General features: G+C 56.8%; 32 protein-coding genes. 31 read left to right on the forward strand and 1 reads right to left on the reverse strand.

Translation table 11 applies throughout. The features are described 5' to 3' along the window. Nucleotide 1 precedes the first annotated feature (1 nt). From tuf to EO133_RS06210, 30 genes are all read left to right on the forward strand, one after another. On the forward strand, nucleotides 2-1,192 hold the full coding sequence (tuf, locus tag EO133_RS06065; RefSeq protein ID WP_127071691.1) for an elongation factor Tu: 1,191 nt from the start codon (nucleotides 2-4) through the stop codon (nucleotides 1,190-1,192). A 73-nt stretch (nucleotides 1,193-1,265) separates the two neighbouring features. Next, nucleotides 1,266-1,574 carry a 30S ribosomal protein S10 gene (gene rpsJ, locus EO133_RS06070; RefSeq protein WP_127071773.1) on the forward strand — a complete coding sequence of 103 codons (309 nt, stop codon included), beginning with the start codon at nucleotides 1,266-1,268 and terminating at the stop codon, nucleotides 1,572-1,574. A gap of 90 nt (nucleotides 1,575-1,664) precedes the next feature. Further along, nucleotides 1,665-2,366, forward strand: a complete 702-nt coding sequence (gene rplC, locus EO133_RS06075) for a 50S ribosomal protein L3 (protein WP_127071774.1) — start codon at nucleotides 1,665-1,667, stop codon at nucleotides 2,364-2,366. Then, entirely contained in the window at nucleotides 2,366-2,986 is a 621-nt protein-coding gene (gene rplD, locus EO133_RS06080; RefSeq protein ID WP_127071775.1) for a 50S ribosomal protein L4, read from the forward strand. Before rplC ends, rplD begins: the two co-directional genes overlap by 1 nt. After that, a complete protein-coding gene (locus EO133_RS06085) occupies nucleotides 2,983-3,276 on the forward strand; it encodes a 50S ribosomal protein L23 (RefSeq protein ID WP_127071776.1) in 294 nt (97 codons plus the stop codon). The genes rplD and EO133_RS06085 overlap by 4 nt, the downstream gene beginning before the upstream one ends. Before the next feature lie 21 nt (nucleotides 3,277-3,297). Next, nucleotides 3,298-4,137 carry a 50S ribosomal protein L2 gene (rplB, locus tag EO133_RS06090; RefSeq protein WP_127071777.1) on the forward strand — a complete coding sequence of 280 codons (840 nt, stop codon included), beginning with the start codon at nucleotides 3,298-3,300 and terminating at the stop codon, nucleotides 4,135-4,137. Nucleotides 4,138-4,142: 5 nt separating this feature from the next. Then, nucleotides 4,143-4,421 carry a 30S ribosomal protein S19 gene (rpsS, locus tag EO133_RS06095; protein WP_127071778.1) on the forward strand — a complete coding sequence of 93 codons (279 nt, stop codon included), beginning with the start codon at nucleotides 4,143-4,145 and terminating at the stop codon, nucleotides 4,419-4,421. Nucleotides 4,422-4,424: 3 nt separating this feature from the next. Further along, nucleotides 4,425-4,805 (forward strand): 50S ribosomal protein L22, encoded by a 381-nt coding sequence (gene rplV, locus EO133_RS06100; protein ID WP_127071779.1) that lies wholly within the window; start codon nucleotides 4,425-4,427, stop codon nucleotides 4,803-4,805. Next, the gene (rpsC, locus tag EO133_RS06105; protein WP_127071780.1) at nucleotides 4,805-5,515 is read left to right on the forward strand and encodes a 30S ribosomal protein S3; all 711 of its coding nucleotides are present in this window, start codon (nucleotides 4,805-4,807) and stop codon (nucleotides 5,513-5,515) included. The genes rplV and rpsC overlap by 1 nt, the downstream gene beginning before the upstream one ends. A 16-nt stretch (nucleotides 5,516-5,531) precedes the next feature. Continuing rightward, nucleotides 5,532-5,945 carry a 50S ribosomal protein L16 gene (gene rplP / locus EO133_RS06110; protein WP_127071781.1) on the forward strand — a complete coding sequence of 138 codons (414 nt, stop codon included), beginning with the start codon at nucleotides 5,532-5,534 and terminating at the stop codon, nucleotides 5,943-5,945. Nucleotides 5,946-5,959: 14 nt separating this feature from the next. Next, nucleotides 5,960-6,157, forward strand: coding sequence for a 50S ribosomal protein L29 (gene rpmC / locus EO133_RS06115; protein WP_127071782.1), 198 nt, complete (start codon nucleotides 5,960-5,962; stop codon nucleotides 6,155-6,157). 10 nt (nucleotides 6,158-6,167) lie between these two features. After that, nucleotides 6,168-6,401 carry a 30S ribosomal protein S17 gene (rpsQ, locus tag EO133_RS06120; protein ID WP_127071783.1) on the forward strand — a complete coding sequence of 78 codons (234 nt, stop codon included), beginning with the start codon at nucleotides 6,168-6,170 and terminating at the stop codon, nucleotides 6,399-6,401. 75 nt (nucleotides 6,402-6,476) lie between these two features. After that, nucleotides 6,477-6,845, forward strand: coding sequence for a 50S ribosomal protein L14 (rplN, locus tag EO133_RS06125; RefSeq protein WP_127071784.1), 369 nt, complete (start codon nucleotides 6,477-6,479; stop codon nucleotides 6,843-6,845). Next, a complete protein-coding gene (gene rplX / locus EO133_RS06130; protein WP_127071785.1) occupies nucleotides 6,845-7,159 on the forward strand; it encodes a 50S ribosomal protein L24 in 315 nt (104 codons plus the stop codon). Before rplN ends, rplX begins: the two co-directional genes overlap by 1 nt. Then, nucleotides 7,152-7,706, forward strand: coding sequence for a 50S ribosomal protein L5 (gene rplE, locus EO133_RS06135; RefSeq protein ID WP_127071786.1), 555 nt, complete (start codon nucleotides 7,152-7,154; stop codon nucleotides 7,704-7,706). The genes rplX and rplE overlap by 8 nt, the downstream gene beginning before the upstream one ends. Before the next feature lie 38 nt (nucleotides 7,707-7,744). Continuing rightward, nucleotides 7,745-8,050: a 30S ribosomal protein S14 gene (gene rpsN, locus EO133_RS06140; protein WP_127071787.1), complete on the forward strand. Its 306-nt coding sequence runs from the start codon at nucleotides 7,745-7,747 to the stop codon at nucleotides 8,048-8,050. Between the two features lie 12 nt (nucleotides 8,051-8,062). After that, nucleotides 8,063-8,461, forward strand: coding sequence for a 30S ribosomal protein S8 (gene rpsH / locus EO133_RS06145; RefSeq protein WP_127071788.1), 399 nt, complete (start codon nucleotides 8,063-8,065; stop codon nucleotides 8,459-8,461). 47 nt (nucleotides 8,462-8,508) lie between these two features. Beyond that, on the forward strand, nucleotides 8,509-9,042 hold the full coding sequence (gene rplF / locus EO133_RS06150) for a 50S ribosomal protein L6 (RefSeq protein ID WP_127071789.1): 534 nt from the start codon (nucleotides 8,509-8,511) through the stop codon (nucleotides 9,040-9,042). A gap of 12 nt (nucleotides 9,043-9,054) precedes the next feature. Beyond that, nucleotides 9,055-9,408: a 50S ribosomal protein L18 gene (gene rplR / locus EO133_RS06155; protein WP_127071790.1), complete on the forward strand. Its 354-nt coding sequence runs from the start codon at nucleotides 9,055-9,057 to the stop codon at nucleotides 9,406-9,408. Nucleotides 9,409-9,449: 41 nt separating this feature from the next. Beyond that, nucleotides 9,450-9,980 (forward strand): 30S ribosomal protein S5, encoded by a 531-nt coding sequence (gene rpsE, locus EO133_RS06160; protein WP_127071791.1) that lies wholly within the window; start codon nucleotides 9,450-9,452, stop codon nucleotides 9,978-9,980. A 24-nt stretch (nucleotides 9,981-10,004) separates the two neighbouring features. Then, nucleotides 10,005-10,193, forward strand: coding sequence for a 50S ribosomal protein L30 (rpmD, locus tag EO133_RS06165; protein ID WP_127071792.1), 189 nt, complete (start codon nucleotides 10,005-10,007; stop codon nucleotides 10,191-10,193). Nucleotides 10,194-10,207: 14 nt separating this feature from the next. Continuing rightward, nucleotides 10,208-10,684 carry a 50S ribosomal protein L15 gene (gene rplO / locus EO133_RS06170; RefSeq protein WP_127071793.1) on the forward strand — a complete coding sequence of 159 codons (477 nt, stop codon included), beginning with the start codon at nucleotides 10,208-10,210 and terminating at the stop codon, nucleotides 10,682-10,684. A gap of 206 nt (nucleotides 10,685-10,890) precedes the next feature. After that, a complete protein-coding gene (gene secY / locus EO133_RS06175) occupies nucleotides 10,891-12,225 on the forward strand; it encodes a preprotein translocase subunit SecY (RefSeq protein WP_127071794.1) in 1,335 nt (444 codons plus the stop codon). After that, complete coding sequence (locus tag EO133_RS06180) at nucleotides 12,222-12,788, forward strand: adenylate kinase (RefSeq protein WP_127071795.1); 567 nt, start codon at nucleotides 12,222-12,224, stop codon at nucleotides 12,786-12,788. The genes secY and EO133_RS06180 overlap by 4 nt, the downstream gene beginning before the upstream one ends. A gap of 185 nt (nucleotides 12,789-12,973) precedes the next feature. Continuing rightward, nucleotides 12,974-13,342, forward strand: a complete 369-nt coding sequence (gene rpsM, locus EO133_RS06185) for a 30S ribosomal protein S13 (protein WP_127071796.1) — start codon at nucleotides 12,974-12,976, stop codon at nucleotides 13,340-13,342. Between the two features lie 85 nt (nucleotides 13,343-13,427). Continuing rightward, nucleotides 13,428-13,820, forward strand: coding sequence for a 30S ribosomal protein S11 (gene rpsK, locus EO133_RS06190; RefSeq protein WP_127071797.1), 393 nt, complete (start codon nucleotides 13,428-13,430; stop codon nucleotides 13,818-13,820). 83 nt (nucleotides 13,821-13,903) lie between these two features. Beyond that, nucleotides 13,904-14,932, forward strand: a complete 1,029-nt coding sequence (locus EO133_RS06195; RefSeq protein WP_188681927.1) for a DNA-directed RNA polymerase subunit alpha — start codon at nucleotides 13,904-13,906, stop codon at nucleotides 14,930-14,932. 36 nt (nucleotides 14,933-14,968) lie between these two features. Further along, entirely contained in the window at nucleotides 14,969-15,400 is a 432-nt protein-coding gene (gene rplQ, locus EO133_RS06200) for a 50S ribosomal protein L17 (protein ID WP_127071799.1), read from the forward strand. Nucleotides 15,401-15,552: 152 nt separating this feature from the next. After that, nucleotides 15,553-15,876, forward strand: coding sequence for an ArsR/SmtB family transcription factor (locus EO133_RS06205; RefSeq protein WP_127071800.1), 324 nt, complete (start codon nucleotides 15,553-15,555; stop codon nucleotides 15,874-15,876). A 2-nt stretch (nucleotides 15,877-15,878) separates the two neighbouring features. Continuing rightward, nucleotides 15,879-16,337, forward strand: a complete 459-nt coding sequence (locus tag EO133_RS06210; protein WP_127071801.1) for an SRPBCC domain-containing protein — start codon at nucleotides 15,879-15,881, stop codon at nucleotides 16,335-16,337. 59 nt (nucleotides 16,338-16,396) lie between these two features. Here the strand turns inward: EO133_RS06210 and EO133_RS06215 are convergent, their stop codons facing one another. Then, nucleotides 16,397-17,548 (reverse strand): type III PLP-dependent enzyme domain-containing protein, encoded by a 1,152-nt coding sequence (locus EO133_RS06215; protein WP_127071802.1) that lies wholly within the window; start codon nucleotides 17,546-17,548, stop codon nucleotides 16,397-16,399. A gap of 229 nt (nucleotides 17,549-17,777) precedes the next feature. On the opposite strand from EO133_RS06215, the gene EO133_RS06220 reads away from it, so the two are divergent. Beyond that, nucleotides 17,778-19,175, forward strand: coding sequence for a DegQ family serine endoprotease (locus tag EO133_RS06220; protein WP_127071803.1), 1,398 nt, complete (start codon nucleotides 17,778-17,780; stop codon nucleotides 19,173-19,175). The last annotated feature ends 3 nt before the right edge of the window (nucleotides 19,176-19,178 follow it).

Here is a 19,178-nt window from a genome sequence, read left to right on the forward strand (position 1 = left end):
GATGGGCAAGGAAAAGTTTTCACGTAATAAGCCGCACTGCAACATTGGTACGATTGGTCACGTTGACCATGGCAAGACCTCTTTGACGGCTGCGATCACGAAGGTTCTGGCTGAGACTGGCGGGGCGACCTATTCTGCTTACGACCAGATTGACAAGGCGCCTGAGGAAAAGGCCCGCGGGATCACGATTTCGACGGCTCACGTTGAGTATGAGACCGAAGCGCGTCACTACGCACACGTCGATTGCCCAGGCCACGCTGACTATGTGAAGAACATGATCACGGGTGCTGCGCAGATGGACGGCGCGATCCTTGTTGTTTCGGCAGCCGATGGCCCGATGCCCCAGACCCGCGAGCACATTCTGCTTGCCCGTCAGGTTGGTGTTCCTGCGCTTGTGGTGTTTTTGAACAAGGTTGACCAGGTTGACGACGAAGAGCTTCTGGAGCTTGTTGAGCTTGAAGTTCGTGAGTTGCTCTCGAGCTACGAATTCCCCGGTGACGACATTCCGATCACCAAGGGTTCGGCTCTTATGGCTTTGGAAGACAAGCGTCCTGAAATCGGCCACGATGCGATTTTGGAGCTTATGAAGACTGTGGATGACTACATTCCGCAGCCTGAGCGTCCGAAGGATCAGCCGTTCCTGATGCCTGTTGAAGACGTGTTCTCGATCTCTGGCCGTGGTACTGTTGTGACCGGTCGTGTTGAGCGCGGTATCGTCAAGGTTGGCGAGGAAGTGGAAATCGTTGGCATCAAGCCGACCCAGAAGACCACTGTTACCGGCGTTGAAATGTTCCGCAAGCTGCTCGATTCGGGTGAAGCAGGCGACAATATCGGTGCGCTGGTTCGCGGTATCGATCGGAGCCAGGTTGAGCGCGGTCAGGTTCTGTGCAAGCCCGGTTCGGTCACTCCGCACACCAAGTTTGTTGCAGAAGCCTATATCCTGACCAAGGAAGAAGGCGGCCGTCATACTCCGTTCTTCACCAATTACCGTCCTCAGTTCTACTTCCGTACGACTGACGTGACCGGTGTTGTGACGCTCAATGACGGTGTTGAAATGGTCATGCCTGGCGACAATGTTGAAATGAACGTGGAACTGATCGTTCCGATCGCGATGGAAGAAAAGCTGCGCTTTGCCATCCGTGAAGGCGGCCGCACCGTCGGCGCCGGCGTTGTTTCCAAAATCGTCGAGTAAGTTCAAGCCATAGTGAATGCGGTGCGCCGCTATAATCGAGCGCACCGCACTCCTTTTACCGGGATAGAACAAAATGAACGGTCAGAACATTCGCATTCGGCTCAAGGCGTTCGACCATCGGGTACTGGATAACTCGACACGCGAAATCGTAAATACGGCGCGTCGTACGGGTGCCCAGGTCCGCGGTCCCATTCCGCTGCCCACGCGAATTGACAAATACACTGTCAACCGGTCGCCCCACGTTGACAAGAAGAGCCGCGAGCAGTTCGAAATCCGGACTCACAAGCGTCTTCTGGACATCGTGGATCCGACCCCTCAGACGGTGGATGCACTCATGAAGCTTGATCTTGCCGCCGGCGTAGACGTCGAAATCAAGCTCTAATTGAGACGAGTTTTGCGCGTTTTTCATCATAGGGTCCTCTTGGACAAGCCAATGACCCGGAAAACGCTTTCAAAGAGAAGGTAACAACCGATGCGTTCTGGATTGATCGCACAGAAGCTGGGAATGACCCGCATCTTCACAGATGACGGCGCTCACGTACCTGTCACCGTTTTGGCGCTTCAGGGCTGCCAGGTGGTAGGCCAGCGGACGCAGGAAAAAGACGGCTATGTCGCGCTGCAGCTTGGTGCTGGCTCGGTAAAGGTCAAGAATGTAAGCAAGGCCGAGCGCGGGCAGTATGCCGCCGCCAAGGTTGAGCCCAAGCGTAAGGTCGTCGAGTTCCGTGTGAGCGAAGACAACCTGATCGAAGTTGGCGCGCAATTGCTTGCTGACCACTTTGTCGAAGGCCAGCTCGTCGATGTGACGGGCACGTCTATCGGTAAAGGCTTTGCCGGTGCGATGAAGCGCCACAATTTTGGCGGTCTTCGTGCATCTCACGGTGTGTCGATTTCGCACCGTTCGCACGGCTCGACCGGTCAGAACCAGGACCCTGGCAAGGTGTTCAAGGGTAAGAAGATGGCCGGACACATGGGCGACGCACGCGTCACCACCCAGAATGTCAAGGTCGTCAAGACTGACGTAGAGCGTGGCCTGATCATGGTTCAGGGCGCAGTTCCCGGTGCCAAGGGCGGCTGGATTCAGATCCGCGATGCCGTCAAGAAGCCCGCGCCTGAAGGTGTCGCACGCCCCGGTTCGTTCAAGGCTGCCGAAGCAGCTAATGGGGAGAGCGCATAATGGAACTCCAGGTCACTACACTCGACGGCAAGTCGGCAGGCAAGGTTACGCTTGATGACGCCGTTTTCGGTCTCGAGCCGCGCGCCGATCTCATTCAGCGCATGGTTCGTTACCAGCAGCTCAAGAAGATGGCTGGTACGCATGCGGTGAAGAACCGCGCCGACATCTCGCTGACCGGCAAGAAGTTCGGTCGCCAGAAGGGCGGCGGCGGTGCACGTCACGGCTCGCGTCGGTCCAACATCTTCCGTGGTGGTGGTCGCGCATTCGGCCCGACCCCGCGTAGCCATGCGATCGAGCTGCCCAAGAAGGTCCGCGCGCTTGCCCTCAAGCATGCGCTGTCGGCAAAGGCCAAGGCTGGCGAAATTGTCATTCTCGACAAGGCAGAAGCCGCGGCTCCCAAAACCGCAGAGTTGCGCGCCGCATTCGGCAAGCTCGGCTTTGCAAACGCACTGATCATCGGCGGTGCCGAACTGGACAATAATTTCGCGCTCGCTGCGCGCAATATTCCCCAGATCGACGTACTTCCGGCTCAGGGCATCAACGTTTACGACATTCTGCGTCGCGAAAAGCTGGTCCTGACCAAGGACGCTCTCGCTGCGCTGGAGGGCCGGTTCCAATGAGCGCGCTGAAAGCATACGACATCATTCGCAATCCGGTTGTAACGGAAAAGTCGACGATGGCGTCTGAACATGGCCAGGTCGTATTCGACGTGGCAATCGACGCATCCAAGCCCGAAATCAAGGCTGCTGTAGAAGCCCTGTTTTCGGTCAAGGTCAAGGCGGTCAACACGATCGTGCGCAAGGGCAAGACCAAGAAATTCCGTGGTTTCGCCGGTAAGCGCAAGGACGTGAAGAAGGCAGTCGTGACCCTCGTTGACGGTCAGACCATCGATATTTCGACCGGTCTGTGAGAAGGCTAGGGAAGAAGAACAATGGCTCTTAAGCAATATAATCCAACCTCGCCGGGCCGCCGTCAACTTGTCGGCATCGACCGGTCCGAGCTCTGGAGCGGTTCGCCGGTCAAGAAGCTCACCGAGGGCCTGACCAAGTCAGGTGGCCGCAACAACAATGGCCGCATCACTGCGTATAACCGTGGTGGTGGGCACAAGCGCCGCTATCGTCTTGTCGATTTCAAGCGGACCAAGTTTGACGTTGTGGGCACCATCGAGCGCCTCGAATACGATCCGAACCGGACCGCATTCATCGCTCTGGTGAACTACGAAGACGGCGAGCAGGCATATATCCTGGCTCCGCAGCGCCTCGCTGCCGGTGACAAGGTTGTGTCCTCGATGAACGCAGTCGACGTCAAGCCCGGCAACACGATGCCGCTTGAGCGGATGCCCGTTGGCACTATCGTTCACAATATCGAGCTCAAGCCCAAAAAGGGCGGCCAGATGGCCCGTTCTGCCGGTGCCTACGCTCAGTATGTCGGCCGTGACTCCGGTTGGGCGATCCTGCGTTTGAACTCAGGTGAACAGCGCCTGGTGCATGGCACATGCCTTGCGACGGTCGGTGCGGTTTCCAACCCGGATCACTCCAACACGAGCCTGGGCAAGGCCGGTCGCAGCCGTTGGCTGGGCAAGCGCCCGAACGTTCGCGGTGTTGCGATGAACCCTGTCGATCACCCCCATGGTGGTGGTGAAGGCCGTACCTCCGGTGGTCGTAACCCTGTTACGCCCTGGGGCAAGCCGACCAAGGGCAAGCGCACCCGGTCCAACAAGGCGACGGACAAGTTTATCGTCCGCTCGCGCCACCTTAAGAAGGGCAGGTAAGAGCCATGACACGTTCCGTCTGGAAAGGCCCGTTTGTCGACGGGTACCTGTTGAAGAAAGCCGATAAGGTCCGTGAATCGGGCCGTAACGAGGTCATCAAGATCTGGAGCCGTCGCTCCACGATCCTGCCCCAGTTCGTGGGCCTGACCTTTGGCGTCTATAACGGGCAGAAGCATGTTCCGGTCAATGTCAGCGAAGACATGATCGGTCATAAGTTCGGTGAATTTTCGCCCACGCGCACCTATTACGGTCACGCGGCCGACAAGAAGGCGAAGAGGAAGTAAGTTATGGGCAAGCAAAAGCAAGAACGCGTGCTCAAGGACAATGAGGCGAAAGCCGTCCTTCGCATGGTTCGCACCAGCCCTCAGAAGCTTAATCTTGTTGCGGCCCAGATCCGTGGCAAGAAGGTCGACAAGGCTTTGGCAGAACTGCAGTTTTCGCGCAAGCGGATCTCCGAATCTGTCAAGAAGACCCTCGAAAGCGCTATCGCCAATGCCGAGAACAATCACGGTCTCGACACTGACGCTCTGGTTGTTTCCGAGGCCTATGTCGGCAAGGCGCTGGTGATGAAGCGGTTCCATGCCCGTGCGCGTGGTCGTGGTGCACGCATCGAGAAGCCGTTCTCGCACCTGACCATTGTCGTCCGTGAAGTTGAGGAAACAGTCTGATGGGCCAGAAAGTTAATCCGATCGGGCTTCGGCTCGGCATCAACCGGACCTGGGATTCCCGTTGGTACGCCAACAAGAGCGAATATGGTTCGCTCCTGCAGGAAGACCTCAAGATCCGCGAGATGTTGGAAAAGGAGCTCAAGCAGGCTGCCGTTTCCAAGATTGTCATTGAACGTCCGCACCGCAAGTGCCGCATTTCGATCCACTCGGCTCGTCCGGGTATCGTTATCGGCAAGAAGGGCGCGGATATCGAGAAGATCCGCAACAAGGTGAAGAAGTTCACCGACAGCGAAGTGCACATCAACATCGTTGAAGTGCGCAAGCCGGAAACCGATGCAACGCTTGTTGCCCAGGGCATTGCCCAGCAGCTTGAACGTCGTGTTGCATTCCGTCGCGCCATGAAGCGTGCTGTGCAGACAGCAATGCGGATGGGTGCGCAGGGTATCCGGGTCAATGTCGGTGGCCGCCTGGGCGGTGCTGATATTGCGCGTACCGAATGGTACCGCGAAGGCCGTGTTCCGCTGCACACTCTGCGTGCGGATGTGGATTATGGTGTCGCCGAAGCCGCCACGACCTACGGGATCATTGGGATCAAGGTCTGGATCTTCAAGGGCGAGATCATGGAGCACGATCCGATGGCTCACGAACGCCGTGCCACCGAAGGCGGTGACTCGGGCGGGCAGGGCCGTCGCGGTCCGGCTGCTAGCTGATAGGAAGACTTGAAAAATGCTGCAACCGAAACGTACCAAGTTCCGTAAGGCCCATAAGGGCCGGATCCACGGCGTTGCCAAGGGCGGCACGGATCTCAATTTTGGCGAATATGGCTTGAAGGCTCAGGAACCTGAGCGTATAACCGCCCGCCAGATCGAGGCTGCACGTCGCGCGATGACTCGTTATATGAAGCGCGCAGGTCGTGTTTGGATCCGGGTTTTCCCAGATTTGCCAGTGTCGTCCAAGCCGACAGAAGTTCGTATGGGTAAAGGTAAGGGCGCACCCGAATATTGGGCAGCCCGCGTAAAGCCCGGCCGGATCATGTTTGAGATCGACGGCGTAAGTGAAGAAGTTGCGCGTGAAGCGCTGCGTCTGGCGGCAATGAAGTTGCCGATCAAGACGCGGTTCGTCAGCCGCATTGCAGACTAAAGGACGTTTGAGCGATGAAGCCGAGCGACGTTAGGGCCAAGACGGTTGATGAACTCAACGACGAGTTGGTCAGCCTGAAGAAAGAGCAGTTCAATCTGCGTTTCCAGCGTGCCACTCAGCAGCTGGAAAACACCGCGCAGGTCCGCAAGGTCCGCCGGAACATTGCGCGGGTGCAGACCATTCTGCGCGAGAAGAGCGCGGAAGCGAAGTAAGGAGACACCTATGCCCAAGCGTATTTTGCAGGGGACTGTGGTCTCCGATACGAATGAGAAGACGGTTGTGGTAAGCGTCGAACGTCGCTTTACCCATCCGATCATGAAGAAGACGGTTCGCCGTTCCAAGAAGTACCACGCTCACGACGAAGCCAATGCGGCAAAGGTCGGTGATGTCGTGCAGATTCAGGAATGCGCTCCGATTTCAAAGAACAAGCGCTGGACGGTCGTTACTTCGGCCTAACGGACGCACAATCAAGACGTCAGGTGCCGAGCCGGCTGGTCGGAGCGGAACCAAGATAGAAGAAGGCAACCAGTCATGATTCAGATGCAAACAAATCTCGACGTGGCCGATAATTCGGGCGCCCGTCGTGTTATGTGCATCAAGGTGCTGGGCGGTTCGCATCGCAAGTACGCGTCGGTGGGCGACATTATTGTTGTGTCGGTCAAGGACGCTATTCCGCGCGGCCGCGTCAAGAAGGGCCAGGTTCTAAAGGCTGTAGTGGTTCGCACTGCATCCGATATCCGTCGCCCCGATGGCACCGTGATCCGCTTCGACCGCAATGCGGCAGTGATCATCAACAACAACAAGGAACCGATCGGCACACGTATCTTCGGCCCGGTTCCGCGTGAGTTGCGTGCGAAAAATCACATGAAGATCATTTCGCTCGCTCCGGAGGTGCTGTAATGGCTGCCAAGATTAAAAAGGGTGACAAGGTCGTCGTGCTGACGGGCAAGGACAAGGGTAAAACCGGTCAAGTCTTGCAGGTCATGCCGTCCGACACCAAGGCGCTCGTTCAGGGTATCAATCTGGTGCGCCGTCACCAGAAACAGACCCAGAGCCAGGATGCCGGCATCTTCACCAAGGAAGCTCCGATTCATCTGAGCAACATTGCGCTGCTTGATGCCAAGGAAAACAAGCCGACCCGCGTGGGCTTTGAAATCAAAGACGGCGTCAAGCGCCGTGTGGCCAAGCGTTCGGGAGAAGTGATCGATGGCTGAGACATACATTCCGCGCCTGCGCACACATTATGACGATGTTGTGCGCGCCGGCCTGACCGAAGAGTTTAAGTACGCCAACCCCATGTCCGTGCCCAAGCTGGACAAGGTTGTGCTGAACATGGGTGTCGGGGAAGCTGTTGCAGACTCCAAGAAGGTTAAGGCCGCACTTGCCGATCTGGAAAAGATCGCTGGCCAGAAGCCGGTCATTACCTACGCACGCAAGTCGATCGCGGGCTTCAAAGTCCGTGAAGGCATGCCTCTGGGTGTCAAGGTGACCCTGCGCCGCGCCCGCATGTACGAGTTCATCGACCGTCTGGTCAATGTGGCTCTGCCGCGCGTTCGTGACTTCCGTGGGCTGAACCCGAAGAGCTTTGACGGTCGTGGCAACTATGCCATGGGCATCAAGGAGCATATCGTGTTCCCCGAAATCAATTACGACCAGGTCGACCAGATCTGGGGCATGGACGTGATCATCACGACCACTGCCAAGACCGACGACGAAGCGCGTGCGCTTCTCAAGGCTTTCAATTTCCCGTTCCGCCAGTAAGCGCGGATAACGGGAAGAGAGACGAAAGAGAGACTTAAATGGCAAAAGTTAGCGCCATCGAGAAGAACAAGCGTCGCGCCAAGTTGGCCAAGCAGTACGCCGGAAAGCGCGCAGCGCTCAAGGCAAAGGCCAAGGACGAGTCGCTGTCTTTCGAAGAACGCTTTGCTGCACAGCTCAAGCTGGCCGAACTGCCGCGCAATGCGTCGCCTGTTCGCGTCCGCAACCGTTGTGAAGTATCGGGCCGTCCGCGGGGTTTCTATCGCAAGCTCAAGCTGAGCCGTATCGCTCTGCGTGAACTTGGTTCGATGGGCAAGATCCCGGGCCTGGTAAAGTCAAGCTGGTAAGGAAACACAAAGATGACTCTTACAGATCCGCTTGGCGATATGCTCACTCGCATCCGTAACGCGCAGATGCGCCGTCGCGATGTTGTGCGTACGCCGGCTTCCTCGCTGCGTGCCCACGTTCTCGACGTGCTGAAGTCGGAAGGCTTCATTCGCGGTTACAATTCCATTACGACGGACAACGGTCTGACCGAATACGACATCGAATTGAAGTATTCGGAAAATCAGCCGGTTATTCGTGAACTGCAGCGGGTTTCCAAGCCTGGCCGCCGCGTTTACGCATCCGTCAAGAACATTCCGGTTGTTGGCAACGGCCTTGGTGTTGCGATCCTGTCCACCCCCAAGGGTGTGATGGCCGATCACCAGGCACGAGCTGAAAATGTTGGCGGTGAGGTCCTCTGCCGCGTCTTCTAAGGCGCGACGAGGAGACCCCACCAACTTTAGACGAAAAGGCGAAGAAAATGTCGCGTATTGGCAAAAAGCCGGTTGCTCCGGTCAGCGGCGTGACGGTCACCGTGGACGGCCAGAAGGTAACCGCCAAAGGTTCCAAAGGCGAGCTCTCCATTGTGCTCGTTGATCTGGTCAAGGCCGAAATGACTGATGAAGGCGTTGTAATCACTCCGGTTGACGAAAGCCGTGAGGCACGCGCAGCTTGGGGTATGTCCCGCACGCTCGTGCAGAATATTGTGACCGGCGTTTCGACTGGCTTTGAGCGCAAGCTCGCCATTACCGGCGTTGGTTATCGCGCACAGATGCAGGGTTCGGATCTCAAGCTTTCGCTTGGGTTCAGCCACGAAGTTATCTACAAGGCACCGGACGGCATTTCGCTTGCGGCCCCGACTCAGACGGAAATCGTTGTGACGGGCATCGACAAGCAGCAGGTTGGTCAGGTTGCAGCGAACATTCGTGAGTTCCGGCCGCCGGAGCCCTACAAGGGCAAGGGTGTGCGCTATGCGGATGAGCATATCTACCGCAAAGAAGGCAAGAAGAAGTAAGGATTGGTCGATATGGCTAAGCTATCTGGTATTGACCGCCGCAAGGCGCGCGTTCGTCGGGCTCTCAAGGCTCGTGCCAACGGCCGTCCTCGCTTGTCGGTTTTCCGTTCGGAGAAGAACATCTACGCCCAGATCATTGATGATGCGAATGGCGTGACGCTTGCTGCGGCATCTTCGCTCGAAAAGGATCTGAAGATCAAAAACGGTGCTAACCAGGCTGCCGCTGCCGAAGTCGGCAAGGCGCTTGCTGCACGCGCAACCAAGGCCGGTGTTGGCGAGGTTATCTTTGATCGCGGTGCATATCTTTTTCATGGCCGGGTCAAGGCCCTGGCCGACGCCGCCCGTGAGGGCGGGTTGAGCTTCTAAGAAGCCCAACTTACTCGAAATTACGAAGAGCTGGTTGAACGATGAGAGACTTTCAAGAGCGCGACAGCGAGTTTGTAGATCGCCTGGTGCATATTAATCGCGTCGCCAAGGTGGTGAAGGGCGGTCGGCGGTTCGGTTTTGCCGCGCTTGTCGTCGTTGGCGATCAGAAGGGCCGCGTTGGTTTTGGTCACGGCAAGGCACGCGAAGTGCCGGAAGCTATCCGCAAGGCGACCGAGCAGGCCAAGCGCCAGATGATCCGTGTGCCACTGCGCGAAGCGCGTACGCTGCATCACGATGTTCAGGGCCGGCACGGCGCTGGCAAGGTGATCCTGCGAGCAGCACCCGCGGGTACCGGTATCATTGCCGGCGGTCCGATGCGTGCGGTTTTTGAAACGCTTGGCATCAATGATATCGTTGCCAAGTCGCAGGGTTCGGCAAATCCCTACAACATGGTTCGCGCCACGTTCGATGCGCTCAAGAATGTTGACAGCCCGCGCTCAGTGGCTGCCCGTCGTGGTCTGAAGGTTTCCGAACTGCAGGCTCGTCGCGGCGAAGCTGCAGTAGAAGCGTAAGCGGCTCGCTCGAGGAGAAGATAAATGGCTAAGAAAACGGTCATCGTCGAGCAGATCGGTTCTCCGATCCGCCGTAAGGAAGACCAGCGCGCAACGCTTGTTGGCCTTGGGCTTAACAAGCTGCATCGCCGCCGGGAACTGGAAGATACGCCTGCGATCCGCGGCATGATTTCCAAGGTATCCCACCTCGTCCGCGTTGTGGACGAGAAATAGGAAGGGATAGATTAATGCGTCTCAATCAGATCGCTGACAAGCCGGGTGCCAACAAGACAAAGGTTCGTGTTGGTCGTGGTATCGGTTCGGGCCTGGGCAAGACCGGTGGCCGTGGCGTCAAGGGTCAGAAGTCCCGTTCGGGCGTTTCGATCAACGGATTTGAAGGCGGGCAGATGCCGCTTCATATGCGTATGCCGAAGCGTGGCTTCAACAATGCCTTTGCCAAGAAGTTCAATGCTGTTCGTCTTGATCGCATTCAGGCCTATATCGATAGCGGCAAGCTCGATGTCAAAGGCGTCGTCGATGCCGAAGCACTGGTCAAGGCCGGCGTTATCCGCCGCGTCAAGGACGGTGTTCGCCTGATTAATGGCGGCGAATTCAAGGCCAAGAAGGTAACCTTCAAGGTTTCGCACGCATCAGCCGGTGCCGTTGCGGCTGTTGAAGCTGCCGGTGGCAAAGTGGAAGTCGCTGGCGCTGCTGCCAGCGAGTAAGCAAGATTTCGAGGGGCGCGCCTTCGCATTTTCCCGAGTTTCGGGGATTGCACGAAGGCGCGCTCTGAGTCATTTAGGGGGCGCGTTTACGGATTGCAAAAGTGGTCTCCACTTTTCCTGAAAACGCACTATATCAGAGCTTCGTCTTTTCATCCGGGCCGCTATGGCCCGTTTGTGCGCTCTAATCGGAACTAGAGGGAGCCGTCATGGCGTCTGCAGCCGAGCAACTGGCCCGCAATTTGAGCTTTTCGACCTTTTCAAAGGCGAAAGAACTTCAAAAGCGTATTCTTTTCACATTGGGTGCGCTGCTTGTTTATCGTATTGGCACCTATATTCCGATTCCCGGTATTGACCCCGATGCCTTTGCCTCGACCTTCCAGCAGGCTCAGGGCGGCATTTTCGGCCTGTTCAATATGTTTGCCGGTGGTGCCGTCGAGCGTCTGGCCATCTTTGCGCTGAATCTGATTCCCTACATCACGGCGTCGATCGTGATTCAGGTTATGTCTTCGGCTTCTCCCAAGCTTGAAGCCCTGAAAAAAGAAGGCGAAAGCGGGCGTCGCAAGCTCAACCAATATACCCGTTATCTGACCGTTGTTTTCTGCGCGGTACAGGCCTATGGCATTGCCATAGGACTTGAGGCCAGCGAGGGCGTTGTGGCCGATCCAGGCTGGTTCTTCCGCATCTCCACCATCATTACGCTGGTGGGCGGCACCATGTTCCTGATGTGGCTGGGTGAACAGATCACTGCGCGCGGCGTCGGTAACGGGATTTCGCTCATCATTTTCGCCGGCATCGTGGCCTCGCTGCCGGGCACGATTGCCCAGACACTTGAATTGAGCCGTACCGGTTCGCTGCCCACGGTCGCCGTTGTTGCGATCCTGATCGCGGCGATTGCGATCATCGGTGTCATCGTGTTCTTCGAGCGCGCTCAGCGTCGACTTCTGATCCAGTATCCGAAGCGCCAGGTGGGCAACAAGATGTATCAGGGCGATACGTCGCACCTGCCGCTCAAGCTCAACACCGCTGGTGTTATTCCCGTGATCTTTGCATCCTCGCTGTTGCTGCTACCCGCGACGATTGCAACATTCTCCGCCCAGGGGGATGCACCGCAATGGCTGCAGATCATCTCGGCTGTGCTCGGCCGTGGGCAACCGCTTTATCTGGCGTTCTTTGCCTTCATGATAATTTTCTTTGCGTTCTTTTATACGTCGATCGTTTTCAACCCGACTGAGACCGCTGACAACCTGAAGCGTTCGGGTGGATTTATTCCGGGCATTCGTCCCGGCGAGCGCACCGCTCAGCATATCGATTATGTGTTGACGCGCATTACGGTTGTTGGCGCGATCTATCTCACGATTGTGGCGCTGATCCCGGAAGTGTTTTTAAGTCAGCTCAACATCTCGGCATTCCTTGGGGGAACGTCGCTGCTCATTATCGTGACGGTGACGCTGGATACAGTCAGCCAGATACAGAGCCATTTGATTGCCCAGCAGTATGAGGGCATGGTCAAGAAGTCACGGTTAGGGGGACGTCGCAGATGAGACTGGTATTATTGGGGCCTCCGGGCGCAGGGAAGGGGACGCAGGCTCAGATTCTGGTCGAGACCTACAATATCCCGCAACTCTCGACCGGGGACATGCTCCGTGCGGCAATCGCGGCCAAGACGGAACTCGGCCTTGCTGCCAAAGCCATTGTGGACCGTGGTGATCTCGTTTCCGATGAGATTGTCAGCGGGATCATTTCGGACCGCATGGACGAACCCGATTGCGTAAACGGTTTCATTCTGGATGGGTTTCCTCGCACGATTGCTCAGGCGGAAACGCTTGGTGACATGCTCGATTCCAAGGGCCTGAAGCTCGATGCGGCCATCGAAATCAAGGCCGATCCGGAAATTCTTGTCGGCCGGATCATCAATCGGGCAAAGGAAACAGGCGGTGCGCGCGCCGACGACAATGAAGAGGTGCTGCGCAAGCGCCTTGACGTTTATCGTGAACAGACTGCGCCGCTGGTGGCCTTTTACGAAAATGAAGGATTGCTCAAGTCTGTCGATGGCATGCAGCCGATCGAAGATGTTACTGCAGCAATCCGGCAGGCTATAGAATAGTTTGCATTTGGGATTGCCGGGGCTGTTGACTTCTGCTTTGGGAATCCTTAGAACCGCGCCAGTCTCAGAAATTTCGAGGGCTGGATTCGGTTCCTTCCATTTAGAGAAGGGGGTCGGATGCCGGTCCCTTGTTGTTGAACGAAGCGGGGCTGATAGGCCCTCATAGGTAAATTAGGAGATCCGGCGTGGCTCGTATTGCTGGCGTCAACATCCCGACGAATAAGCGCGTTGTAATTGCGTTGCAGTATATTCACGGGATCGGGCCGAAAATGGCCGCTGAAATCTGCGAAAAGGTGTCCATTCCGGCCGAGCGTCGTGTGAATGAGCTTACCGACGCGGAAGTTATCCAGATCCGTGAAGCTATTGATCGTGATTACACGGTCGAGGGTGATTTGCGTCGTAATGTTGCAATGAACATCAAGCGTTTGATGGACCTTGGCAACTATCGCGGCCTGCGTCACCGTCGCGGTCTGCCTGTGCGTGGTCAGCGTACGCATACCAATGCCCGGACTCGCAAGGGTCCCGCAAAGGCAATTGCTGGCAAAAAGAAGTAAGCTCCCGGTTGTCCGGGGTTCGGTGGAGCTGCCCGTACCGCTTTGTTTCGGTTAGGGCAGCGATGAGATCGGCTAGAGGAATAGAATGGCAAAAAGCGAAACAACCCGCGTTCGTCGTCGCGAGCGCAAGAATATCAGTGCCGGCGTTGCACACGTAAACGCTTCTTTCAACAACACCATGGTTACCATTACCGACGTTCAGGGCAACACGATTTCGTGGTCCTCCGCCGGCACGATGGGTTTCAAGGGTTCGCGCAAGTCCACGCCCTATGCTGCCCAGATGGCGGCTGAGGATGCGGCCAAGAAGGCTCAGGAACATGGCATGAAGACTCTCGAAGTCGAAGTGCGTGGTCCGGGTTCAGGGCGTGAATCTGCGCTCCGCGCACTCCAGGCTGCAGGCTTTACTGTCACCAGCATCCGGGACGTTACATCCATTCCTCACAATGGGTGCCGCCCGCGCAAGCGGCGTCGCGTCTAATGTGACCGGGCCCAGGCAATTGTGCCGGGGTCCGTTCTCTGTTTGCGGCATGGCGGCCGGGGCAGGGCCGCTCTTTTGAAAGGATGTTGAACGTGATGATCCAGAAAAACTGGCAAGAATTGATCAAGCCGACCAAGCTGGACGTTATTCCGGGCAGCGATTCCGCGCGCGTGGCCTCTGTGGTCGCCGAACCGCTTGAGCGCGGTTATGGCTTGACCCTTGGCAACACGCTGCGCCGTGTATTGCTGTCGTCTCTGCAAGGTGCAGCCGTTACCGCGATTCAGATCGACGGTGTGCTGCATGAATTCTCGTCGATTCCCGGCGTGCGTGAGGACGTGACTGATCTCGTTCTCAACGTCAAGGAAATCGCGGTGAAGATGGGTGATGAGGGTCCCAAGCGCCTCACGCTCAGCAAGCAGGGCCCCGGTGCGGTAACGGCTGGCGATATTAATACGACCGGCGATATTGAAATCTTGAACCCGGAACTTGTGATCTGCCACCTTGACGATGGCGCCGAGATCAATGTCGAGTTCACTGTGAATACCGGCAAGGGCTATGTCCCGGCTGACCGCAACCGTCCCGAAGACGCGCCGATCGGCTATATCGCCGTTGATGCGCTGTTCTCGCCGGTCAAGCGTGTGAGCTACAAGGTTGAGAAGACCCGTGAAGGTCAGAACCTTGATTTCGACAAGCTGTCCATGCAGATTGAAACTAACGGTTCGATTTCCCCTGAAGATGCCTTGGCTTTCGCCGCTCGTATCGTCCAGGATCAGCTTTCCGTTTTCGTAAACTTCGAAGAGCCCACAAAGGAAAAAGCAGAGGAGTCCACACCGGAACTTGCTTTCAATCCTGCGCTGCTCAAGAAGGTCGACGAGTTGGAGCTGAGCGTGCGTTCGGCAAACTGTCTCAAGAACGACAATATCGTGTATATTGGCGATCTTATTCAGAAGACCGAAGCAGAAATGCTGCGCACTCCGAACTTTGGGCGCAAGTCGCTCAACGAAATCAAGGAAGTGTTGGCTCAGATGGGCCTCCATCTCGGGATGGATGTCAACAACTGGCCGCCTGAAAATATCGAAGATCTCGCCAAGCGTTACGAAGATCATTTTTGATCTTCCGCGAAGCAAAAGAGCATTTAGGAGAGTACCATGCGCCACGGTAAAGCCGGCCGCAAGCTGAACCGGACCTCTTCGCATCGCAAGGCGATGTTCAAGAACATGTCCGCCGCGCTCATCAAGCATGAGCAGATCGTAACGACCCTTCCCAAGGCGAAGGAGTTGCGTCCCATCGTCGAAAAGCTCATCACGCTCGGTAAGCGTGGTGATCTCCATGCCCGCCGTCAGGCCATTTCCAAGGTTGGCGATGAGGCAATGGTTCGCAAGCTGTTCGACGTCCTCGGGCCCCGCTACAAGGAACGCAATGGTGGTTACACCCGCGTTCTCAAGGCTGGCTTCCGTCACGGCGACAACGCACCGGTAGCGGTTATCGAATTCGTTGATCGCGACGTTGAGGCACGCGGCAAGGACTCCGGTCCGACTGCTGATTTCGTCCGTGACGAGGAAGAGAATGCAGCAGCGTAATCGCACGTCAAAGGCTTGAAAATTTAAATGGGGCGGCTCTCACGAGCCGCCCCTTGTCTTTTCAATAGCGTGAAAACGTATCATGCCGGCGAAAACTTAGTTTTTAGACTAAGTATGTTGACGTCGCTATTGTGCTGTGGTTAGTTAGCGTTATGACTAAGTATCAGCTTGCCCCGATGTTTTTTGCGCTTTCCGACCCCACGCGATTTGCTGTTGTGGAACGGTTGTGCCGTGGGGGTGCCAGTGTTTCGGAGTTACAACGACCGTTCAAGATGGCCACCCCGACCTTTCTGCGACATTTGCAAATTCTCGAAGAGGCTGGCCTCGTGCATTCCGAAAAGAATGGCAGGGTGCGAACGGTGGCACTGAGGGGCAAATCGCTGGTCGCAGTCGAAAAGTGGGCAGCCCATCTCCGGCGTGAAGCGGAGGCACGGCTCGACCGACTTGAGGATTATATAAAGACCAAGGAGGATTGAGGATGACTATGGAAGTCAAAGCGGACAGCTTTACAATTGAACGCCGGCTTAAAGCGTCGCGGACCACAGTTTTTCAGGCGTGGGCCGATCCAAAGCAGAAAGCCAAATGGTTTGCAGGGGCCGATGTTGCCAAGAGCGGATATACAGTCGATTTCCGCCCGGGCGGCCGGGAGTACGCTTCCTTTTCCAATGAGATGGGCCTGCATGAAAACGAAACGTGCTTTTTCAAGATCGTGCCGGACGCATTGATCGTCTATGCGTATTCAATGGCCATGAACGGGAATGTTCATTCGGTATCGCTGGTGACGGTACGGTTGGAAGACGACACGACCGGCACCAGACTCACCTATAGCGAGCAAATGAGCGTGATCGGCGATAGTGATGGCGCGGCCGGTCGCGAACATGGCTGGGGTTTGATGTTGGACCGCATGGTAGAACAGGTCGACGCGGTCCATGCCTGATACAAATCGCGAGACAGAGCCGTTGAGCGCGCCTCTGTCTCCGTCCGTTTTGGGCAAATTCACACCAGAATATCGTCGACCCAGTAGAGGTCGCGGCGGTCAAAGCCGTTGAACGGGGTCAGTGACGCTTGGGTATAGGCGCCCATCAGGCCGAATTCGATATAGTCATCTTCAGCGATTGCTGCCGGAAGAATGAAACTTTGCGGCATCACGTCCCAGCTATCGCAGGTGGGGCCGAAGACCTTGAAGTCCCAGCTTTCGCCGGTGAGTACCTTGTCGCCACGCCAGACGCGGATTGGTGGCATGAATTCGAGGATCATGGCTTCCATCAGAGAACCATAAACCCCATCGTTGAGATAGACCGATTGCTCGCCGCGGACGTGCTTGACGCGCAGCAGCAGAGAGGTACAGCCGGTCGAAAGGCCGCGGCCCGGTTCGGCAATAAGTTCGGGCTTGTTGGAGCCGAACGTGTCTGTCACCGCTGTCCGGATGGTTTCGAAATAGACATCGAGCGGCGGCGCCGAGCTTGTCATATAGGGGGCAGGGAAGCCGCCGCCGATATTGAGGCGTTTGAGTTCGATGCCGGCGGCCTGGGCAATGCGGCCCGCAGCGGCGATATGACGTTCATAGGCATAGGCTTCTTCACACTGGCTACCGACATGGAAGCAGAGCGAGGTTGAATAGCCCATGGCCTTGGCCAGCGTGCATATGGAGATGGCACCTTCTTCCATAACGCCGAACTTGGTGCCGAAGTCATAGGATTTGAGGGCCTTGCCGGCCTTGAAGCGGACTGTCACCTCGACATCGGGTGAAGGCGGTATTACCGCTGCAAGCTGGTCGAGCTGGGCAATGTGATCGATGGTGAACGAGCGGACCCCGAATTCGTCATAGGCGCGGGCGATCTCGCGCCGCGACTTGATCGGGTTGTTGTAGTGCAGGGCTGCGCCGGGGGCGTATTCGCCGATCAGCGCCATTTCCGTATTGGATGCCACATCGAACGCCTTGAGGCCTTCGCGATGCATGATCGAAAGAATATGGGGCGATGGGTTCGATTTGACTGCATAGGTCAAAAGCCCGTCAAAGCCGGTTTTGAATGTTCTGATCGCCTCGACCAGTATCCGTTCGGAGAACAGGAAGCTGGGGTAATCGGGTTCTTCAGTCGCGATCAGTTCTGCGGTATTAGCGTAGGTGCGCTGCGACGCAATGTCCATTCACGGGACCCTCATAATGCAGGTTGGGAGCGCGGGCTTATAGGGCGCATCGGCTCGTGCCGCAATGGCTTTGGCCCAGCAATATTTGATCTGTGTGACGATTTTGCGAGCCATGAGGATCATTGTGCACAGATGGGCGCGTTCGCGCAAATCTTACGGCTTGTTCACTTGCAACCTCCGGCCTGCCGCACCACCTTATGACCCGATCTCAACCTGTTGGAGATAATGGATGTTTCGTGCCTTTGTCCTGTCCGCTCTGGTTGCACTGATGCCGTTGTCGGCTCAAGCTCAGGTCGACCGCCGCCTGCCCGACAGCCAGGCAGAAATACAGTTGAGTTTCGCACCCATCGTGCGGGAAGTCGCGCCAGCGGTCGTCAATGTCTATGCCACGCGGATCAGCCAGCAGCGACAAAGCCTTTTCGGCGATCCGTTTTTCGATCAGTTCTTTGGCCGCTCGCCCATGTTCCAGCAGCGCCCGCGGCAGTCCCAGTCACTGGGGTCGGGCGTCATTATTGGCGAGAATGGTACTATTTTGACCAACAACCATGTGGTTGAAGGCGCCACCGACATACGCATCATGCTTTCCGACGGGCGCGAATATAATGTCGATCTGGTGCTGGCCGACAGCGCCACCGATCTTGCAGTGCTCGCGATTGCCAACAGTGAGGGGCAAACCTTCCCGACGGTCCAATTCGCCGATTCCGATCGCCTGGAGGTTGGCGATCTGGTGCTGGCCATAGGCAATCCGTTTGGGGTTGGTCAGTCGGTGTCGAGCGGCATCGTGTCCGCACTTGCCCGCACCGGAATGGGCATTACCGACTATCAGTTCTTCATCCAGACCGATGCGGCGATCAATCCCGGCAATTCAGGCGGTGCGCTGGTCGATATGAGTGGCCGGCTGGTTGGTATCAACACGGCCATCTTCACCCGCTCAGGCGGCTCCCAGGGCATCGGGTTTGCCATTCCCGCCAATATGGCGCGTGTAATCGCCGCTGCCGGTGAAGCAGGCGGCGAAATCGTGCGCCCATGGTTCGGAGCGCAATTGCAGATGCTTGATTCAGATCTGGCGCGCGGGCTTGGGCTGGAAATGCCACGCGGCGCGTTGATTACCGAGGTTGCTCCTGAAAGTCCCGCAGCACTTGCCGGGCTGGGTTCTGGCGATGTGGTGGTGGCAATCGATGGTATTCCGGTCGAAGACCCCGAAGCGCTCAATTATCGTATCGCCACCAAGGAGATCGGCACGGAAGCGGAATTTTCCATTCTGCGCAACGGGGAAAGTCTTGTGGCGCAGGTACAGATGGCACCGGCGCCGCCGATCTCAGACCGGCAGGCGACGATTTCGGGCAATACGCGCTTTGCCGGCGTGACGGCGGCGGAATTGACCCCTGCGCTGGCTCAGGAGTTGCGCCTTGGTTTTTCGGTTCAGGGCGTGGCTGTTGTCGATGTCGAACGCGGCAGCCCTGCACAAAACCTTGGAATACGGTCCGGCGATGTGATCCTAAGCCTCAATGGTATGGAAATTCGTGATATTGAGACATTTCAATCCATCGCCAGTCAGCGGCCGAACGGTTGGCAAATCGTTCTGCAACGAGGCGGCAGCGTCATCCGTTCTTTCGTGAGCGGATAGGTG

The sequence above is a fragment of the Pelagibacterium lentulum genome, from assembly GCF_003992625.1.
Classification (GTDB): Bacteria; Pseudomonadota; Alphaproteobacteria; order Rhizobiales; family Devosiaceae; genus Pelagibacterium; species Pelagibacterium lentulum.

Bases quoted from the DNA above. Each gene is read 5' to 3' on its own strand.
- EO133_RS06180 (WP_127071795.1), top strand. From the start codon at position 12,222: ATGAGACTGGTATTATTGGGGCCTCCGGGCGCAGGGAAGGGGACGCAG.
- EO133_RS06215 (WP_127071802.1), bottom strand. From the start codon at position 17,548: ATGGACATTGCGTCGCAGCGCACCTACGCTAATACCGCAGAACTGATC.
- rpsQ (WP_127071783.1), top strand. From the start codon at position 6,168: ATGCCCAAGCGTATTTTGCAGGGGACTGTGGTCTCCGATACGAATGAG.
- rpmC (WP_127071782.1), top strand. From the start codon at position 5,960: ATGAAGCCGAGCGACGTTAGGGCCAAGACGGTTGATGAACTCAACGAC.
- rplF (WP_127071789.1), top strand. From the start codon at position 8,509: ATGTCGCGTATTGGCAAAAAGCCGGTTGCTCCGGTCAGCGGCGTGACG.
- rpsE (WP_127071791.1), top strand. From the start codon at position 9,450: ATGAGAGACTTTCAAGAGCGCGACAGCGAGTTTGTAGATCGCCTGGTG.
- rpsN (WP_127071787.1), top strand. From the start codon at position 7,745: ATGGCAAAAGTTAGCGCCATCGAGAAGAACAAGCGTCGCGCCAAGTTG.
- rplV (WP_127071779.1), top strand. From the start codon at position 4,425: ATGGGCAAGCAAAAGCAAGAACGCGTGCTCAAGGACAATGAGGCGAAA.
- secY (WP_127071794.1), top strand. From the start codon at position 10,891: ATGGCGTCTGCAGCCGAGCAACTGGCCCGCAATTTGAGCTTTTCGACC.
- rpsH (WP_127071788.1), top strand. From the start codon at position 8,063: ATGACTCTTACAGATCCGCTTGGCGATATGCTCACTCGCATCCGTAAC.
- rplR (WP_127071790.1), top strand. From the start codon at position 9,055: ATGGCTAAGCTATCTGGTATTGACCGCCGCAAGGCGCGCGTTCGTCGG.
- rpsK (WP_127071797.1), top strand. From the start codon at position 13,428: ATGGCAAAAAGCGAAACAACCCGCGTTCGTCGTCGCGAGCGCAAGAAT.
- EO133_RS06085 (WP_127071776.1), top strand. From the start codon at position 2,983: ATGAGCGCGCTGAAAGCATACGACATCATTCGCAATCCGGTTGTAACG.
- rpsC (WP_127071780.1), top strand. From the start codon at position 4,805: ATGGGCCAGAAAGTTAATCCGATCGGGCTTCGGCTCGGCATCAACCGG.
- EO133_RS06220 (WP_127071803.1), top strand. From the start codon at position 17,778: ATGTTTCGTGCCTTTGTCCTGTCCGCTCTGGTTGCACTGATGCCGTTG.
- rplP (WP_127071781.1), top strand. From the start codon at position 5,532: ATGCTGCAACCGAAACGTACCAAGTTCCGTAAGGCCCATAAGGGCCGG.
- rplE (WP_127071786.1), top strand. From the start codon at position 7,152: ATGGCTGAGACATACATTCCGCGCCTGCGCACACATTATGACGATGTT.
- tuf (WP_127071691.1), top strand. From the start codon at position 2: ATGGGCAAGGAAAAGTTTTCACGTAATAAGCCGCACTGCAACATTGGT.
- EO133_RS06210 (WP_127071801.1), top strand. From the start codon at position 15,879: ATGACTATGGAAGTCAAAGCGGACAGCTTTACAATTGAACGCCGGCTT.
- EO133_RS06205 (WP_127071800.1), top strand. From the start codon at position 15,553: ATGACTAAGTATCAGCTTGCCCCGATGTTTTTTGCGCTTTCCGACCCC.
- rplN (WP_127071784.1), top strand. From the start codon at position 6,477: ATGATTCAGATGCAAACAAATCTCGACGTGGCCGATAATTCGGGCGCC.
- rplB (WP_127071777.1), top strand. From the start codon at position 3,298: ATGGCTCTTAAGCAATATAATCCAACCTCGCCGGGCCGCCGTCAACTT.
- rpsJ (WP_127071773.1), top strand. From the start codon at position 1,266: ATGAACGGTCAGAACATTCGCATTCGGCTCAAGGCGTTCGACCATCGG.
- EO133_RS06195 (WP_188681927.1), top strand. From the start codon at position 13,904: ATGTTGAACGTGATGATCCAGAAAAACTGGCAAGAATTGATCAAGCCG.
- rpmD (WP_127071792.1), top strand. From the start codon at position 10,005: ATGGCTAAGAAAACGGTCATCGTCGAGCAGATCGGTTCTCCGATCCGC.
- rplO (WP_127071793.1), top strand. From the start codon at position 10,208: ATGCGTCTCAATCAGATCGCTGACAAGCCGGGTGCCAACAAGACAAAG.
- rplC (WP_127071774.1), top strand. From the start codon at position 1,665: ATGCGTTCTGGATTGATCGCACAGAAGCTGGGAATGACCCGCATCTTC.
- rplD (WP_127071775.1), top strand. From the start codon at position 2,366: ATGGAACTCCAGGTCACTACACTCGACGGCAAGTCGGCAGGCAAGGTT.
- rplQ (WP_127071799.1), top strand. From the start codon at position 14,969: ATGCGCCACGGTAAAGCCGGCCGCAAGCTGAACCGGACCTCTTCGCAT.
- rpsS (WP_127071778.1), top strand. From the start codon at position 4,143: ATGACACGTTCCGTCTGGAAAGGCCCGTTTGTCGACGGGTACCTGTTG.
- rplX (WP_127071785.1), top strand. From the start codon at position 6,845: ATGGCTGCCAAGATTAAAAAGGGTGACAAGGTCGTCGTGCTGACGGGC.